This is a genomic window from Methylobacterium sp. J-078, from assembly GCF_022829285.1.
Lineage (GTDB): Bacteria > Pseudomonadota > Alphaproteobacteria > Rhizobiales > Beijerinckiaceae > Methylobacterium.
Map to the genome: position 1 here is coordinate 65089 of NZ_JAKSYI010000024.1, position 15528 is coordinate 80616.

Annotated in this window: 13 protein-coding genes and 2 pseudogenes; 6 read left to right on the top strand and 9 right to left on the bottom strand. The window is 66.8% G+C overall.

Annotated features, from left to right (window positions below; translation table 11 throughout):
- Positions 1-94: 94 nt before the first annotated feature.
- The gene (locus MKK58_RS01455) at positions 95-1009 is read right to left on the bottom strand and encodes a LysR family transcriptional regulator (RefSeq protein ID WP_243910423.1); all 915 of its coding nucleotides are present in this window, start codon (positions 1007-1009) and stop codon (positions 95-97) included.
- A gap of 124 nt (positions 1010-1133) precedes the next feature.
- Between MKK58_RS01455 and MKK58_RS01460 the strand changes: the two genes are divergently transcribed.
- The 5 genes from MKK58_RS01460 (at position 1134) to MKK58_RS01480 (ending at position 4465) form a co-directional block, all read left to right on the top strand.
- Positions 1134-1844: an SDR family oxidoreductase gene (locus tag MKK58_RS01460; RefSeq protein WP_018042914.1), complete on the top strand. Its 711-nt coding sequence runs from the start codon at positions 1134-1136 to the stop codon at positions 1842-1844.
- A 10-nt stretch (positions 1845-1854) separates the two neighbouring features.
- Positions 1855-2256: a VOC family protein gene (locus MKK58_RS01465; RefSeq protein WP_018042913.1), complete on the top strand. Its 402-nt coding sequence runs from the start codon at positions 1855-1857 to the stop codon at positions 2254-2256.
- Positions 2253-2783 carry an ester cyclase gene (locus tag MKK58_RS01470; protein ID WP_243910424.1) on the top strand — a complete coding sequence of 177 codons (531 nt, stop codon included), beginning with the start codon at positions 2253-2255 and terminating at the stop codon, positions 2781-2783. Before MKK58_RS01465 ends, MKK58_RS01470 begins: the two co-directional genes overlap by 4 nt.
- A gap of 167 nt (positions 2784-2950) precedes the next feature.
- Positions 2951-3955 carry a major royal jelly family protein gene (locus tag MKK58_RS01475; protein WP_243910433.1) on the top strand — a complete coding sequence of 335 codons (1005 nt, stop codon included), beginning with the start codon at positions 2951-2953 and terminating at the stop codon, positions 3953-3955.
- 84 nt (positions 3956-4039) lie between these two features.
- The gene (locus MKK58_RS01480) at positions 4040-4465 is read left to right on the top strand and encodes a cupin domain-containing protein (protein WP_243910425.1); all 426 of its coding nucleotides are present in this window, start codon (positions 4040-4042) and stop codon (positions 4463-4465) included.
- A 184-nt stretch (positions 4466-4649) separates the two neighbouring features.
- On the opposite strand, the gene MKK58_RS01485 is transcribed toward MKK58_RS01480, so the two are convergent.
- The 7 genes and pseudogenes from MKK58_RS01485 to MKK58_RS01515 all read right to left on the bottom strand — a co-directional run bounded on the left by MKK58_RS01485 (position 4650) and on the right by MKK58_RS01515 (position 13446).
- Positions 4650-5081: a hypothetical protein gene (locus tag MKK58_RS01485; RefSeq protein WP_243910426.1), complete on the bottom strand. Its 432-nt coding sequence runs from the start codon at positions 5079-5081 to the stop codon at positions 4650-4652.
- A gap of 442 nt (positions 5082-5523) precedes the next feature.
- Positions 5524-6123: a response regulator gene (locus tag MKK58_RS01490; protein ID WP_243910427.1), complete on the bottom strand. Its 600-nt coding sequence runs from the start codon at positions 6121-6123 to the stop codon at positions 5524-5526.
- A 78-nt stretch (positions 6124-6201) separates the two neighbouring features.
- Positions 6202-7200, bottom strand: a pseudogene (locus tag MKK58_RS01495) (IS3 family transposase); the annotation flags it as partial.
- Positions 7170-8044, bottom strand: a pseudogene (locus tag MKK58_RS01500) (IS630 family transposase); the annotation flags it as partial. The pseudogenes MKK58_RS01500 and MKK58_RS01495, both read right to left, overlap by 31 nt.
- A gap of 65 nt (positions 8045-8109) precedes the next feature.
- Positions 8110-8511, bottom strand: coding sequence for a hypothetical protein (locus MKK58_RS01505; protein ID WP_243910428.1), 402 nt, complete (start codon positions 8509-8511; stop codon positions 8110-8112).
- 862 nt (positions 8512-9373) lie between these two features.
- Positions 9374-12556, bottom strand: a complete 3183-nt coding sequence (locus tag MKK58_RS27055; protein WP_409565161.1) for a heavy metal translocating P-type ATPase — start codon at positions 12554-12556, stop codon at positions 9374-9376.
- 563 nt (positions 12557-13119) lie between these two features.
- Positions 13120-13446 (bottom strand): biotin attachment protein, encoded by a 327-nt coding sequence (locus MKK58_RS01515; RefSeq protein WP_243910429.1) that lies wholly within the window; start codon positions 13444-13446, stop codon positions 13120-13122.
- Positions 13447-13503: 57 nt separating this feature from the next.
- On the opposite strand from MKK58_RS01515, the gene MKK58_RS01520 reads away from it, so the two are divergent.
- Positions 13504-14028 carry a potassium channel family protein gene (locus tag MKK58_RS01520; RefSeq protein WP_243910430.1) on the top strand — a complete coding sequence of 175 codons (525 nt, stop codon included), beginning with the start codon at positions 13504-13506 and terminating at the stop codon, positions 14026-14028.
- A 31-nt stretch (positions 14029-14059) separates the two neighbouring features.
- Here the strand turns inward: MKK58_RS01520 and MKK58_RS01525 are convergent.
- Positions 14060-15528 (bottom strand): HWE histidine kinase domain-containing protein (locus MKK58_RS01525; RefSeq protein ID WP_279578174.1); only part of this gene is annotated, 1469 nt, incomplete at its 5' end.

Here is a 15528-nt window from a genome sequence, read left to right on the forward strand (position 1 = left end):
CGCGACGAGAGCGGGCTCGCGCGAATGACCGCCTGATCGTCAGCGGAGCACGTGGGCCTTGCCTTCCTGAAGACGTCGGAGGCGGGATGGCCGCTTAGATGGGCATGACGGCCGATGCGTTCCCGGGATCCGCCAGTTCGACGACCATCGCATCGATGAACACCCTCGCCCTGGTCGACATCGTTTGGGCGGACGCGAACAGGGCGTAGACCGGCGACGGCGCGCTCGCATAGTCCGGGAGCACCCTTTCCAGCCGATTCGCGGCGAGGTCGGTTGAGAGGTCCAGGGCGGACTTCAGCATGATGCCTGCCCCCGCAAGAGCCCAATCGTGCACCGCGTCGCCGCTGTCCGAGCGAAGGCGCATCCTGAGACGGAACTCCGTCTCGACGCCTCCCGGACCAAGCAAGCGCCACGGCATCGTCGCATCCCCGTAGCTCAAGCCTTCCAGGCCGACGACGTCTTCAGGCTTCGATGGGCGTCCATGCCGGTCGAGGTAGTCGGGCGCCGCGACCAGGATACGCCGGTTGTCGGCTAGCCGACGCATGATCATCGTGCTGTCGCGTGGGGGCCCGATGCGGATTGCCACCTCGATGCGCTCGCCGATGAGGTCGGTAACGCGGTCGTCGAGCCTGAGGTCGACTTCGAGCCGGGGATGCCGTGCCGCGAGGCGGCACAGGACCGGTGCGACGTGCTGCCGCCCGAACGAGACCGGCGCGCCGACCCGCAGCAATCCCATCGGCTCGTCACGCCCGGTCGCGAGGCGCTCCTCGGCGGATTCGATGGCGTCCAGCGCCCGTTCCACCTGAACGAGCAGGGTCTGGCCCTCGTCCGTTATAGACAGGCTCCGCGTGGAGCGTTGGATCAATCTCACACCGGCCCTGCGTTCGAGCGTCGTCAAGCGCTTGCTCACGACAGCCAGCCCGACCCCGAGATCGCGCGCCGCCGCCGTCAGGCTGCCAAGCGCTGCGATGCGACGGAAGGTGCGTAACTCGTTCAGATCGTCGAGCATCGATCCGCAACCCTCTTTCAAGAATGACTCAACTGTAACCTGGCTTATGAGCCGAAAAGCAAGAGGTAGGTTGTGGTGACGAACGGGGTCGCTTCCCCGGCGCAACTTAGAGGAGACTGATGCCATGCCTCTGGACCTGAACGGACGGACGGTCCTCGTCGTCGGCGCTGCCGGCGGAATTGGTTCGGCGACAACGCAGCTTTTCGCGCGGAGCGGTGCCCGGGTCGTCGCGGCGGGCCTTCCGGGCGCGAAGCTCGACGACGCCGCGCGAGCCGCAGATGCGGAGGCGACCGCGCTCGATTTCACCAGGCAAGCCGAAGTCGAAGCCTTCTTCGGCGGCAGGAAGCCTTTCGACCACATCGTCGTCGCCGCAGCTTCCACGAAAGCCGGCTCGGTGGCCGAGCTTCCTTTCGAGGACGCCAGGTCGGCGATGGATTCGAAGTTCTGGGGTGCCTACCGTGTCGCCCGGTCGGCGCGGATCGTCGACGGCGGATCCCTGACCTTCGTCTCGGGCTACCTGAGTCACCGTCCTAGTCCCACCGCCGTCCTGCAGGGGGCGATCAACGCCGCGCTTGATGCCCTTTCGCGCGGCCTGGCCTTGGAGCGGGCGCCGGTCCGGTTCAACACGGTGTCGCCGGGGCTCGTGGATACGCCGCTCTATGCGCGGATGGATACGGCCGACCGGCAGGCGATGTTCGAGCGCCGCGCTGCGCAGCTGCCTGCACGCCGGATCGGGCATCCCGACGACATCGCCCAGGCCATCCTGTTCGTGGCCACGAACCCCTATGCCACCGGCTCGACCGTCACCGTCGACGGCGGCGGCACCATCGCGTGAAGGGCCGCCGATGCGCCTCGACCACGCCACGCTCCGCACCCGCGACCTGGATGGCCACCGTCGCTTCTTCACGGATGTCTTCGACCTGAGCGAGGGCTTCCGCCCGGCCTTCGGCTTTCCCGGGCACTGGCTCTACGCGGACGGGGAACCCATCGTGCACCTCATTCCAGCGCGAGCCGGCGTGCCAGTTCCGGACGGGTCGGCCGAGTGCATCGACCACGTCGCCTTCCTCCGCGACGACCATGACGCCTTCCGCCGGCGCCTCGACGACCATGGCATCCCCTACAGCCGGATGGAGCTCCCCGAGATCGGCGAACGCCGCATCTTCCTGCACGCCCCGGGCGGCACGCTGATCGAGGTCGCCTTCCGCGACAGTGAACCGACAGAAATGAGCCAGGAGTTCAACCGATGATCCCGTCGCTTCGTTTCGCCACCATGGCCGTCGTGCTGGCGACCACCCCCGCCGCCGCAGAGACGCTCGTCTCGCCAGGCGTGCTTGTCGTCGATCCCGGCCAAGCGTCGCAACAGCGCGAGGCCGTGGTGCTGGCAGCCCGGCGATACGCCACTTTCTGGAACACCGGCGACCCGGCCTACGCCCGGGCGGCGCTGTCCGAGGACTTTGTGGACGAGACGCCGCCGCCCGCGCGGGTGCAAGGTCCGACCGGACCGCTCCTGGCCTCGGAAGGTTTTCGAAAGGCTGTTCCGGACCTCACCTGCGAGGTCGAACAGATGATCGTGGCGGGCGACCGGGCCGTGCTGCACCTGCGTTTGCGCGGTCATTTCACCGGCACATTCGAGGGTCGCCAGGGCCGGGGCGAGCCGGTGGCGTTCATCGCCACCGATATCTACCGCGTCGTCGACGGACGCATCGCAGCCAACTGGCACATCGAGGACAACCTTACCCTGCTTCGGCAGCTTGGCACCGTTCCATCTCCATAAGCCCAAGCGCCACCTCGCCAGGACTGCAGACCATCGGGAAACGCATCATGACCGTCCCTCGTCGTAACATCGTCGCGAGCCTTACCCTGTGTTTCCTGGCGGGAGCATTCTCACTGCCCGGCTCCACTCGTGCGTTTGCGGAAGAGGATCCCCGCCTCGTGACGGCGATGACCCTCGACACACCATCGACCGGGGTTAGCATCGCCCCCGATGGGCGCCGTTTCCTCGTGCTCGCGCGGCTCGACGGCTCGGCCGGTCCGCAGATCGTGGAGTGGAAGGACGGCATCCTCGTCCCATATCCGGACGTGACGTGGAACGGCTGGGCGAAGGGCCAGGACCCGTCCAAGGCCTTCGTGCGCGTCAACGCCCAGCGTATCGGGCCCGACGGGGCCCTGTGGCTGGTCGATACCGGCGCCCCCGGCATCGGAAACCCCGTCCTACCCGGCGGCCCGAAGCTCATCCGCATCGACCTCGCGACGAACCGGGTCGCCCGCGTCTACCCGTTGGGCTCGGTGACGAAGGCGGACAGCTTCGTCGACGATGTCCGCTTCAACGGCGGCCACGCCTATCTCACCGATGCCGGCGCGCCTGGTCTAATCGTACTGGATCTCGGCTCGGGCCAGGGACGACGCGTCCTTGACGGTCACCCCTCGACCGTAAGCGACCGGGCGGTCTCGGCCGAAGGTCGACCGATGTACTGCCCGGACGGCAAGCCGCTCCACATCCATGCGGACCAGATCGAGGTCTCCCCCGACGGGCGCTGGGTCTACTACCAGCCGAGCTCCGGCCGGATGTCGCGCATCGATACCCGCTATCTCGATGATACGGACTTGGATGCGGCGAGCCTCGCCACCCATGTCGAGCGCTTTGCCGATACGCCTTCGACCGGTGGGACCGCCATCGATGCCGAGGGCAACATCTACGTCAGCGACACCGATCAGCTCTCCGTGCTGAGGCTCACGCCCGACGGAACCCGCACAACAGTGGTGCGGGACCCTCGCCTCGTCTGGGTCGATGCGATGTGGATCGACGCTGACGGGCGTTTGTGGATGCCTGCAGCGCAACTGAATCGAATGGCCCCCTTCAACGGCGGCGTCGACCGGGTGGCGAAGCCACTGAGGGTGTTCACCCTCGACATCGGTGCCAAGCCTGCCCCCAACGACCATCGCTGATCCGAGGCAGCGACCGGAGTTGGCCGGCACTGTTATGAGGTGGATGACGAACCGCGCCCCAACGATTATCGCTCAGGAGCGAACATGTCGGACTCGACAAAGACCAGACGTTTCGACCTCACGGCTATCGCGGCCGCGCTCCCAGAGACGGCGCAGACGCTTCTCGTCGACACTTATCTGACCGACCGCGAGGCGGCGAGCGCTCGGGTTTTCCGCGACTATCGCCCCACGCCGCCGCATTACCACGCTACCTGCGACGAGTACCTCTACGTGCTGTCGGGGCGCGGCACATTCTGGATGGGTGATGCCGGAAGGGAGGCAGAGTTCGGGCCGGGAGAACTCCTGTTCTTCGAACGTGGTACCGTTCACGCCCTGCCGACACTCATGGAGGAACCTGTGGTTTTCCTCTCGGTCGATACGCCGCGTCGCGCACCTTCCGATATCGTCTTCGTCGATCCCGCCGACGGTTCGCCCGAGACTTTCATGGCCCGCAATGCTCCAACGCGATGAGCGTAATCTGTTACCCGGCGAGCGGCTTCAGGCGCGCAATCTGATAAACACTATGTAGTCTTGATCGAACGTTCGTTGACATCTGTGTTCATGTGTTAAGTGGATTTTAAGTGGTCTTCGAGGCTATTTCTGCTTGATACATCCGCCGCCTGGAAGCGGACTGGCGGAAATCCACCCTACGCGGTCATTGGTGCACTTTCTCGGACTCCGACAACCGCCGACGTTGATGTTTGCGGATCGCCTCACGTTCTTCGGGCGAGAATTGGACGCGGTGAATTATGCCTTGAACGGCTGCGACGAAAATTCCCGCGCCTATGAAGACGAGCGGGTTTGGCTCGGAAATTGTCGGGATTAAGGTGTATATTCCCTCGCATGCGGGGAGAAGCAGTGCACAAAACCCGAGCCCGTGCAGGGTGTTATAGTCCTTCAGGCTAGCCCAGCGACATCCGATGCGTTCGCTCACGATGATGATGCAAACGGACCACATCGCTATACCGGAAATGACCATTGTCGCCTGCGATGAAAGCCCGGCCGCGAGCTGTAACACATTGTACAGACCCAACCAGAGGGCAATACCGAGGCCAAGGATAGCCGCTGTGTGGTTGCGTTGCTCCATGGAAAAACCCCTAAGTCGTTTTTTGCCGAGATTTACTTGAGTTCAATCGTTCACACCATCGTTGAGTAATCAGATTTCTACCTTGCAACCTTGTAACTTATACCTCTAATTTCTACCCGAGTCGCGAACTAGTGATAGACAACATCATTCGCCTCGATAATCGTCTCGCCGAGCTTGGATAAATCTTCCATTTTCCATGTTGATCGCCGTGTCTATTTTGTATACGTTATTATGGAGTCGGTGTATCTTTTCCGGCAAGTCGGCCAACCTTAGATACCTCAAGACTAAGTCATCGGACAAGACGGGAGATGGTTTAGGACAGCTCGGCGACAATGCAATTAGACAACTTCCGCTTCGATGCGTTAGCCATCCAGAAGCAGACGGACAGGAAGCCACCCACCTCAGACGTTCATAGCGGGTATTGAGCATCAGATTTCTGCCACTAGGCTTGGACGTGCCCGAAGTCCGACGTCATCCGCCCGGGACCCGTACGCGCCCCGCGCCGGAGCGCCGCCTGCAGCCGGTCGATCATCTCGCTGCGCCGGTACGGCTTGCCGAGGACGTCCATCGCGTGGGGCTGGGGACCGTCGATGGCCATCTCGTCATTGTAGCCCGTGGTCAGGACCACTGGCAACGCCGGATCGCGCTTCCTGACCTTCTCGGCGAGCGTGATGCCGTTGGCGCCTCCGGGCATGATCACGTCCGTGAACACGAGCTTGAACCCGTCGCCCGACGCGGAAGCCTCGTCGAACCGCTTCAACGCCTCCTCCGTGCTGTGGGCGACCACGACGCGGTAGCCGATGTCCTGCAGCGCCTCTTCCGCCAAGGCCGCCGCCTCACGGCTGTCGTCGACCACCAGGATCAGCGAGGGCGCGGTCGAGGTGTCGAGTGGCCTTGCCCGATTGCCCGGAACGGCGGGACGGTCGCCGCGCTCGCCGACCTCCCGGTCCCGGGGGAGGATCATGCGCACCGTGGTGCCGCGACCCTCCACACTCTCGATCTCCAGGCGTCCGCCGGATTGTTGCACGAAGCCGTGCGCCATCGCCTGTCCGTCGTCAGATGATTTGGGACATTCAGCGGTGTTCAGGGACAGAGGCTCTGGTCCATCTGGGGTAGGAGGTTAGGCGGCCTGCGCGTGATGGCGCAAGCGGCGATCCATCAGGGTCTGGCGCTTGATGCGTTCCCGCTCGGCCAGGATCCCTTCGCCGCGTCCGAAGTAGACGTCAGCGGGCGTGAGGTTGCTCAGGCTCTCATGGGCTCGGGCATGGTTGTAGTGTTCGACGAAGTCGGCAACCTGCGCCTCCAGCTCGCCGGGCAAGTAGGCGTGTTCGAGCAGGATGCGGTTTTTGAGCGTCTGATGCCAACGCTCGATCTTGCCCTGCGTTTGCGGATGGGATGGCGCACCGCGGATGTGGGTCATGCCCCGAATGCCGAGCCAGTCAGCCAGGTCGCTGGCGACGTAGCTCGGCCCGTTGTCGGAGAGCAGGCGTGGCGGCTGCATCACCCGCGCCTGATCGAGCCCAGCCGCCCCCAGCGCCAGGTCGAGCGTGGCGGTGACGTCGCTGGCCTGCATCGTCGTGCACAGCTTCCAGGCGACGATGTAGCGTGAGAAGTCGTCCAGGACCGTCGACAGGTAGTACCAGCCCCAGCCAACGACCTTCAGGTAGGTGAAGTCCGTCTGCCAAAGCTGGTTGGGCGCGGTGGTCTTATCGCGGAACTCGTCGGCGGCCTTGATGACGATATAGGCCGGGCTGGTGATCAGATCCTGAGACTTGAGCAACCGGTAGACGGTCGCTTCCGAGACGAAGTAGCGGCGCTCGTCGGTGAAGCGCACCGCCAGCTCACGCGGACTGAGTTCAGGCTGCTCCAGAGCCAAGGCAACGATCTGCTCGCGGATCTCCGCAGGTAGACGGTTCCAGACCCGGCTCGGCTGCGAAGGATGGTCGTTCAACGCCTCGGGGCCGCCGCGCCGGTAGGCGTCGTACCAGCGGTAGAACGTCGAGCGGGTGATGCCGAGCTTGTCCAGGGTGGCACGCACCGGCAGGTGGGATTGCTCGACCAGCCGGATGATCTCCAGCTTCTCGGGGGCCGGGTAGCAGCCCAGAGGTCGGGCACGGTGCGGGCGGTTGCGGTTCGCAGCAGGTGCTTGAGCTTGGCGAAGATCTGCTCGATCGGATTGAACTCGGGACTGTAGGGCGGGAGGTACAGGACCCGCGCCCCCACCGCCTCGATAGCTTCGCGCACGCCGGCGACCTTGTGGGCTTGCAGGTTGTCGAGGATGACGGTGTCCCCGGGTCGCAACACCGGGACGAGGCTGTCGGCGACGTAGCTGCGGAAGCGGGCGCCGTTGGTGGCGCCATCGACGAGACTGAGCGCGCACAGGCCGGTGCTGCGCAGGGCGGCTGTGACGGTGGTCGTTTTGTAGTGGCCCTGCGGCACGAGGAGCCGGCACCGCTCACCGCACGGGGCGCGTCCGTAACGGCGGGCCATGTTGGTGGCGGCCGCGGTCTCGTCGAGGAAGACGAGCGTGTCCGGGTCGAGGTCGGGCAGGGCCTCGAACCAGGCTTGGCGGGCCTCCCTTACGTCGGCCCGCTCCTGCTCAGCCGCATAGAGAGCCCCTTTTTGCGGGTGATGCCGTGGCGGGCGAAGAAGCGCGACAGGCCGCTCGTGCTGGTCTGCACGCCCTGCGCGGCCAGAGTGTCGCGCAACTCGCGCAGGAAGATCTCGGGCCGGGCTTCGTAGGTGGAGAGGATCCGATCGGCCTGCCCCTCGATGGCCGGAAGACGATCGTCGCCGCGCGTCGGCTTGGGCGCGACGTGGCCTTCCTGCGCGAACCGCTCCGACCAGCGGCTGGCACTCGACACGCTTACACCGAACCGGGCCGCCGCTCGATGGAAGGAGGCGCCCTCGGCCACGGCCGCCACGACACGCTCGCGCAGATCGACAGACAACGGTGAAGGCATCGAGGGCTCCTTCACCACTCAACGCTGCAAACCGCTAACCCGTCGCAACGCGGCCGGGCACGGCTCTAGTCGTGTTCGCACGGCAGGAGCCGGCCCTGCAGGGCGACCTTCGCGACGTCCTTGGCGAAGCCGCGGTCCTGAAGGCCCTTCATGGCCAGGGCGAGGATTTCCTTCGCGCTGAGGGCCAGCCCGTCGAGCTTCCGGTGCCTGACAATGTGGGCCCGGGCGCCAGCCGCCTTCAGGGCGTCGGCGAGGGCCCGGACGATGATGGTGTCCACGAGGCGCGGATCTGGACGGCCCTCCGCCTTGCGCTCGGCCCTCTCGATCCGTTTGCGCTCGGCCTCGTCGCGCTTCGCCTTAGCGGCTGCGGCGGACGCGGATTCCGGCGTGGGCGAGGGCGCGAAATCGTCGTCGAGATCGAGGTCGTCGAGGATGTGCTGAAGCGCGGAGTTATTGAAGAACGTCATGGCCGGTCTCCCCTGTTGAGGAGATTGTCCCGGGCGGGCATGCCTAGGACAAGGCTGGACGTTGTCCGGCCGGACGGCGTCCCTCAGACGGCGGCGGGGGTCCGCGGGCGCAGGGGTGCGACGACGTCGTGGTCGAGGCTGTTGGCGACGGCGCACAGCTTGTCCCAGCCCCGGGCGCTGACGTGGCCGGCGCGGAGCTCAAGACGGGCCCAGGCATACGCCTGCGGCGGGAAGGCCTCGGCGGTTTAGGCCATCCTGCGGAAGATCTCCTAGATTTGGCGCGCGGTATCCTCGGTGTCCGGCGGGGGCGCCTCGAAGGAGGATCGGCCGGACCCCGCGAAGAGGTCAACGTGGTCGGATGTGACGTTTTGCATGGCGGCCTCGTGGGGCCGCCGAACGCCGCAGCGTCGGTCAGACCCCTTGCAGGTGGCGGGAAACGTGATTGGCGCTGCCGTTGGGCAGGCGACGTTTCCCTATGGGCTTGGGGAGGGGCACGGTTCGATCCGGTTGCGAGGCGACATCGCCGGGGAACGGAAGACGAACGGGTGCAGCTGGCATTCAGCAACGTCAACAGGCCTGTGTAGTTCGTGGCCGCGGTCGGCGACCTCATTCCCCCCAACGGTGGAAGACTGTGGAAGATGGCCTGCATTTATTAGGAGCGGCGACCGAGCTCCATGCCGGTCCCATCGGGCTGAACATTTCCAGAATCGGGTGGCCGGGTACGTCGACGGCACGACGACGACGGTCAGACCTTCGAGGGCGTTTCTCGACGCCCCTGGACCCTGAACAGCACGACCGCATGCTCGGTCGACCCCCAGGCCGGCGTGACGTGGTGGACGGATATCCGCTCGGAGACGTAGGGCTAGCCCCCGCCGAGGTCGCGCAGGTCGAGCACCATCAGGATGCCACAGCGGACGTTGGTGACCTCGTAGGAGACCTGTTGGAGGCCGAAGCGTCCGACCAGCTCCTCGTTCGTGAGCCTCATAGCGCTGCGCTTGAGCTCGGCGACCGTCCTGGTCCGGGTGAACGCAAACTGGATGTCGGCCCGCCCGCCCCCGACGTCTCGCTTCTCCGCGGTGCAGAGCTCGGACAGGACCGTGCCCATTAGGAACTCGTAGTAATCGTCTTGGAGGTCCTTCTTGACCGGCAGCTTGGTCGGGTCCCGCTCAAAAAGGTACCGCCCGCGGGCCAGGGTGCTCACGCCGACGTTACTGCGCATGACGACGAACTGGACCGTCAGCCACAGGACGATGTCGAACAGCATGCGACCGTCGGGGTCGCCACGGTAATCCTCGTTGCGCCGAAGGCCGTCCGTCACCGTCTCGAAAAGTCCGCGCACGACGATTGGCGTGGTGGCCTCGGCCAGCACGGCCATGCCGGCGGCGACCCGGGCAAGGGCCGATTGGCGCAGCGTCCCCGGCAGGAGCTCAATGAGGGCGGCGGTCGGTGAGCTCCCGGCCGCCGCCTCAGTAGGGCGGTGGGCGACCACCGCCTCCCTGGCGTCGGCGACCCGCTCGCGAAGGCTCGCGGCCACAGCGACCATCCCCGAGGTTGCGTTCTCGTCGATCCATTGATCGAGCAGGGCCAGGGAATGGAGCTCCTTCCGCAACGCGCCGACAATGCGGGGCCGGAGGATCGCCTCCACACCGCCCTCCGCGTCCCGCCGCAGCAAGCTGCGGCTTGCGGTATAGACGGAGAGCAGCTCCTCTTGGATGACGGCGGCGGCGTCCAGCCAGGCCCGCTTGAGCAGGCTGGTGTCGAGCGCTCCCAGGCGAAGGGCCAGCATCGACCAGTGGATGCGCTCCTGCGCCCTGCCCCCAAGCCAGGAAACGGTGTCCTCCGGGCGGTCCGGAGTGGTCAGGAAGGCGGTATACGCGAAGGCCGATGCCTTGATCCCGTCGATCCGGTCGCGCAGGTCGTCCGGTGCGTGGCCGGACTGAAAGGTCACCAGAGTGTCGAGGCACCGTCGATAGAGCGTGGCGTCGGGCCTGCTCCCGCTGGCGTCCTCGGCCCTGCGGAACCAGTCCCTGGCCCCTTCGAACGCCTGCGACGCGGCATCCGGGTCCCCCGCGTCGAGGCCCTCGCGCAGCGCGTCGAAGCCAAGCTCCATCGACGCCTCGTCCTCGGCGTCGTCGACGTCGACCATCCTGGCGAGAAGGTCCCTGAGGTCCCCGTCGTCCTCATGGGCCAGTACCGCGCCCGCGATGCGTGCGGCATGGCGGAGGAACTCGCCATCGTCGCCGATGTCGAGGTCGAGGAGCTCCGATTGCAGCCGCCGCAGGAGGGAGCGGTCCGACTGGGCCAGCACCATCGCGGCCTTGAGGGCATGGGCGCGCGATCCGTAATCGGAAGCCCGATCCTTCGACCTGGCGAGGAACGCCTGTCCAAGCGACCTGACGGATGAGGCCGGCACGGTTCCCCCGCGTCCGAGCCAGGATGCGATCTCAACAATGGCGAGGGTGTCGATCCGCATCGCGCGGGCCAACCCGTCGATGCGGTCGACGAGGAGCACGACGTCGGCGGCCTCCGCAGCCGCGGCGGCGCCACGCGCCCCCAGGGCGACGCCGAGATCCGCCGCCGCGAGGGCGGGAGCGTCGTTCACCCCGTCGCCGACCATCATCACGAGGCCATGATCGCGCTCGGCTCTGACCAGACCGGTCTTCTCGCTCGGGTCGAGGTCTGCGGCCAAGGCGTTGATGGGCAACCCGGCCACCATGGCCTCGGCGACGTCCTTCCGGTCGCCGGTGGCCAGCACGATGCGGCGGATGCCGGTCTCGCGCATGGCCGCGAGTGCCTCGCCTCCTTCCTGGCGCAGGGGGTCGGAGAAGCCGAGGATGCCGGCAGCGATCCCGTCCACGGCGACGAGGACGGTCGCGCCGACGGAGGGCACACCGAATGCCTTCTGCCCCGTGGTCCGGTCCGGGAAATCGATACCGTGCCGTCCCATGAAGCGCGGGCCGCCGACCAGGACCCACCGGCCGTCGACAGCCCCCGAAATGCCCTCGCCAGGCTCCTCGACCACGTCGACGGGTTGGCGCAGTGCTACGGAACGCCCGCGCGCCGCCGTCACGAGTGCCCGTGCGGTCGGATGCACGGATGCCTGGTCGAGCGACGCGGCGATGCAGAGGATCGCGGCCTCGTCGTCGTCGGCCAAGGGTTGGACGGCCGAGAGCGTCGCCGTCCCGTGCGTGAGGGTGCCGGTCTTGTCGATCACCAGGACCTCGACCTTGGCCAGCATCTCTAGGGCCGCCCCGCCCTTCACCAGGACGCCGATCCCGGCCGTGCGCGACATGCCCGAGACGAGGGCGACGGGAACCGCCAGGATCAGGGGGCACGGAGTCGCGATGACGACAACGGCCAGCGCGCGGACGGCATCTCCGGTCCAGGCCCACGCACCGCCGGCCATCACCAGCGTCAGCAAGAGAAACCCGAGGCCGTAGCGGTCGGCCATCCGGGCCATCGGGACCTTTTCGGACTGGGCGGTCTGCACTAGTCGCACGATGCAGGCGTAGGTGCTCTCCGACGCGCGGCGGTCCGCTTTCAGCGTGAAGGCATCCCCGGCGTTGATCGTCCCGCTGACCACGGACGCCCCGACCTCGAAGGTGACCGGAAGCGCCTCGCCGGTCAGCATCGCTAGGTCAAGGACCGCGCGTCCCGTCTCGACGGCGCCGTCGACGGGCACGACGTCGCCGGACCGGATCAGGAGGCAATCGCCCGGCACCAGTTCTGAGATCGGCACGTCCCGGAGGCCCTTCGGCTCCCGCCGCAGGGCCGTCCGTGGCTGGCGCGCCAGCAAGGCGGACATCTCGCGCCGCGCCCGGCCCGCGGCGAAGCCTTCGAGGGTCTGGCCACCCGCGTACATGAGAGCGACGACGGCGGCCGCGAGCGACTGCCCGAGCGCCAGAGCTCCCCCCATCGACAGCGCCGCCACCACGTCGAGGCCGACGTCGCCCCGCATCAAGCTCGTGACGATTTGCCGGAGGAGGACGGCGAGCACCACGCATGCCGCCGCCGTCCATGCCCAGGACGCCCACGCGGTGCCCATCGCCTGCGCGACGAGTCCGATGGAGAGACCGACGAGTGCCAGCAGCACGAGGGCGATCCGCGACCAGCCCGAACGGTCGAACGAGAGCCCGATGGCGGGCCTGGGACCCGTCGAGGTCGGTTACTGGGCCGACTCAGCGGGCGCCGAAGTCCGAAATGTCGTCACCGGAATGATGCATCGTCCTGCCGCGTCTTGGCGTCGAGGGATCGGGCTCCCTCCTGACGTCGGACCTTGGAAAGACCGGACGAGCGGAACCCCGGCATCCCGGGCGATGCCCCTCGACATGCATCCGCAACCACATCCACCGATGGAAGGATGATCCGGTTACGAGATCGGTATGGTCAGCAACCGGTAGATAAAGTCATGGGCCGACACGCCGAACACGATGAGTGCCGTCGTGACGATGACGAAGACCACGATCAGCAGGGACATCCTTGTCCGAGCCCTTGAACCGGCACTGACCCTCAATGGTTCGCCTCCCGTCCCCGAACCCGGCATCCTGCGACGGATGCGGATGATCCTATCCGACGAGCCACGCTGCGGCCGTGGAGTGACCCCGACCGTTATCGGGTCGCCACCCGGGCGATGATGCAACCCGGGTCGATCAGGCCACCTGCGGGCGCCATCCATGCCACACGACCCGCGGCGGACGAGACGATGTCGTGGAGAGCGTCGCCGATCCGCGCGGTCGCCAATGCCTCGCCTTCCCGAACAACGGCCCCGTCCTCGACGAGCCAGCGCTCCAGGATACCCTCGGGCAGCACGCCCGTGGACCACAGCGCTTCAGACACGCGAATATCCGGCATGGCTTCATGGACCTCATGCCCCGGCATCGGGGACCAGTGCACATGTGATGGCATCACGGGCAAGGGCGCCTTGACCTGGGTCAAAGTCCGAGCACGCATCCGATGCGATGGCTTGGCCTGACCCCCATCCGGAAGCGCGGCATGCTCATCGCCATGACGGCCAGCGTCATCCTCGTCGTCAGCACGATCATGGTGCTCTACGAGACGCTGCGCCTGACCTCCGAGCATCTCGCCGAGCTTCCGGTACCGCCCCGCATCCGCATCCTCGGCGTGGTGCTGATGACCTTCGTCGGGCACACCGTCGCGGTCTGGATCTACGCGGGCGCCTACTGGCTCCTGGTGCTCTGGATCGGCGACGACGCCTTCGCCGGCACACCGGTCACGACCTTCCAAGACTGCCTGTACTTCTCGGTCGTCACCTACACGTCGCTGGGCTTCGGCGATCAGGTGCCGACGTCCCACGCCCGCATGATCGCCGGCGTCGAGGCCCTCAATGGACTCCTGCTGATCGGCTGGTCGGCCTCCTTCACCTTCCTGGCGATGGAGCGGTACTGGCCGCTCCACAAGACGGACGAGGAGGCGCGTCGGGATGCAGCTGTCGCCAGGCACGAAGGCGATGCCAAGCCCGCAAGGGCACGGTTCTTCCCGACCGATACCGCACCTTGAGATCGCCGGTCGCCTCGCGGGGGGCAGTCCGTCAGACCGTTCCCTGGGCTTGATCGCGTCGAGGGATCTCGGGCAGGCGAGCCTCCGCAGTGAGGACGATGCCATCGCGCCGGTAGTCGATCTCGGCACGGCCTTCGAGCTCGGCCGCCAAGGCCCGCTCGATCATGCGAGAGCCGAAGCCGCGCCGGGTCGGCGGGTTCACCGGAGGCCCGTCGAACTCCTGCCAGGTCAGGCGCAACGTCCGGGTCCGGGGCCCCTCTATGATGTCCCAGTCGAGCAGGATGCGGCCGACCTCGTTGGTCAGCGCTCCGTACTTTACCGCGTTTGTCGCGAGTTCGTGGAAGGCCATGGAAAAGGCCAGGGCCAGCCTCGGGGTCAGCATCACCTCCGGCCCCCGGATCACGATGCGGCGGTCGCCCTCGGTCCGGAACGGCGCCAGGGCCGTCGCCGCCACCGTGGCCAGCGTCGCGCCATCCCAACTCGCGCGCGTGAGCACGTCGGTCGCCGCGGCTAGGGAATGGATGCGGCCCTGGATGACGTCGCGGGTCTCCTGCGGCGACAGGTTCGCCCGCAGGGTCTGGGCGACGATGGACTGGACGGTCGCCAAGGTGTTCTTGACCCGGTGGTTGAGCTCGTTGGCGAGCATCGCGCGATGCTCCTCCGCATGCTTGCGTGCGGTGACGTCGAGCGCGATGCCGGCCAGCCGCGATGGCGTCCCGTCGTCCCCGTAGAACGGCTGCCCGCGGATCTTGAGCCACCGCACCTCCCCTGTCGGCTTCACGATCCGGTACTCGACGTCGTAGTCGCCGTGCCCCGCGATGCAGGCCGCGACGGCCACGTCCCGCCGGGCACGGTCGTCCGGATGGATGAGGGACTCGTACTCGGCGCGGCTCAGCGGGTCCCTGGGATCTCGACCGAGGGCGAGCTTGAAGGTCTTCGACGCGACGAAGCGCATGTCGGCGAGGTCCAGGCTCCACGAACCGAGCCGCCCGGCCTGGAGCACGAACCGCAGGCGCTCCTCGCTCCGGGACAGGTCACGGGTCCGACGCTCGACCTCGCGCTCCAACGCCTCGCGGTCTGTCTCCAGACGGGTCAGGCGGGACTTCTCCGACGTGACGTCGACCTGGGAGGCGACGAAGTAGGTCAGCGCGTCGCCTTCGAACACGGGAGACAGATAGATCCGGTTCCAGAAGAGGTTTCCGTCCTTGCGGCGGTTGAGGAGTTGGGCCTCGACCGGGACGCGCCCTTCGATAGCCTCGCGAAGGCGTCCGACCTCGACGGGGTCCGTATCCGCATCCTGGAGGAACCGGCAGTTGCGCGCGAGGATCGCATAGCGCCCGTAGCGGGTCAGGGTGCAGAAGGCGTCGTAGGGGAAGCGGATGGGGTTGTCGTGCTGAAGCGGGTCGGTGATCTCGCTCGCGCGCTGCGACCCGCGCACGACCGCGGCGAACGGGTCGGTGCCCTCGACCGTGCGGGCTCTCTCCCCGACACTCCGGTTGT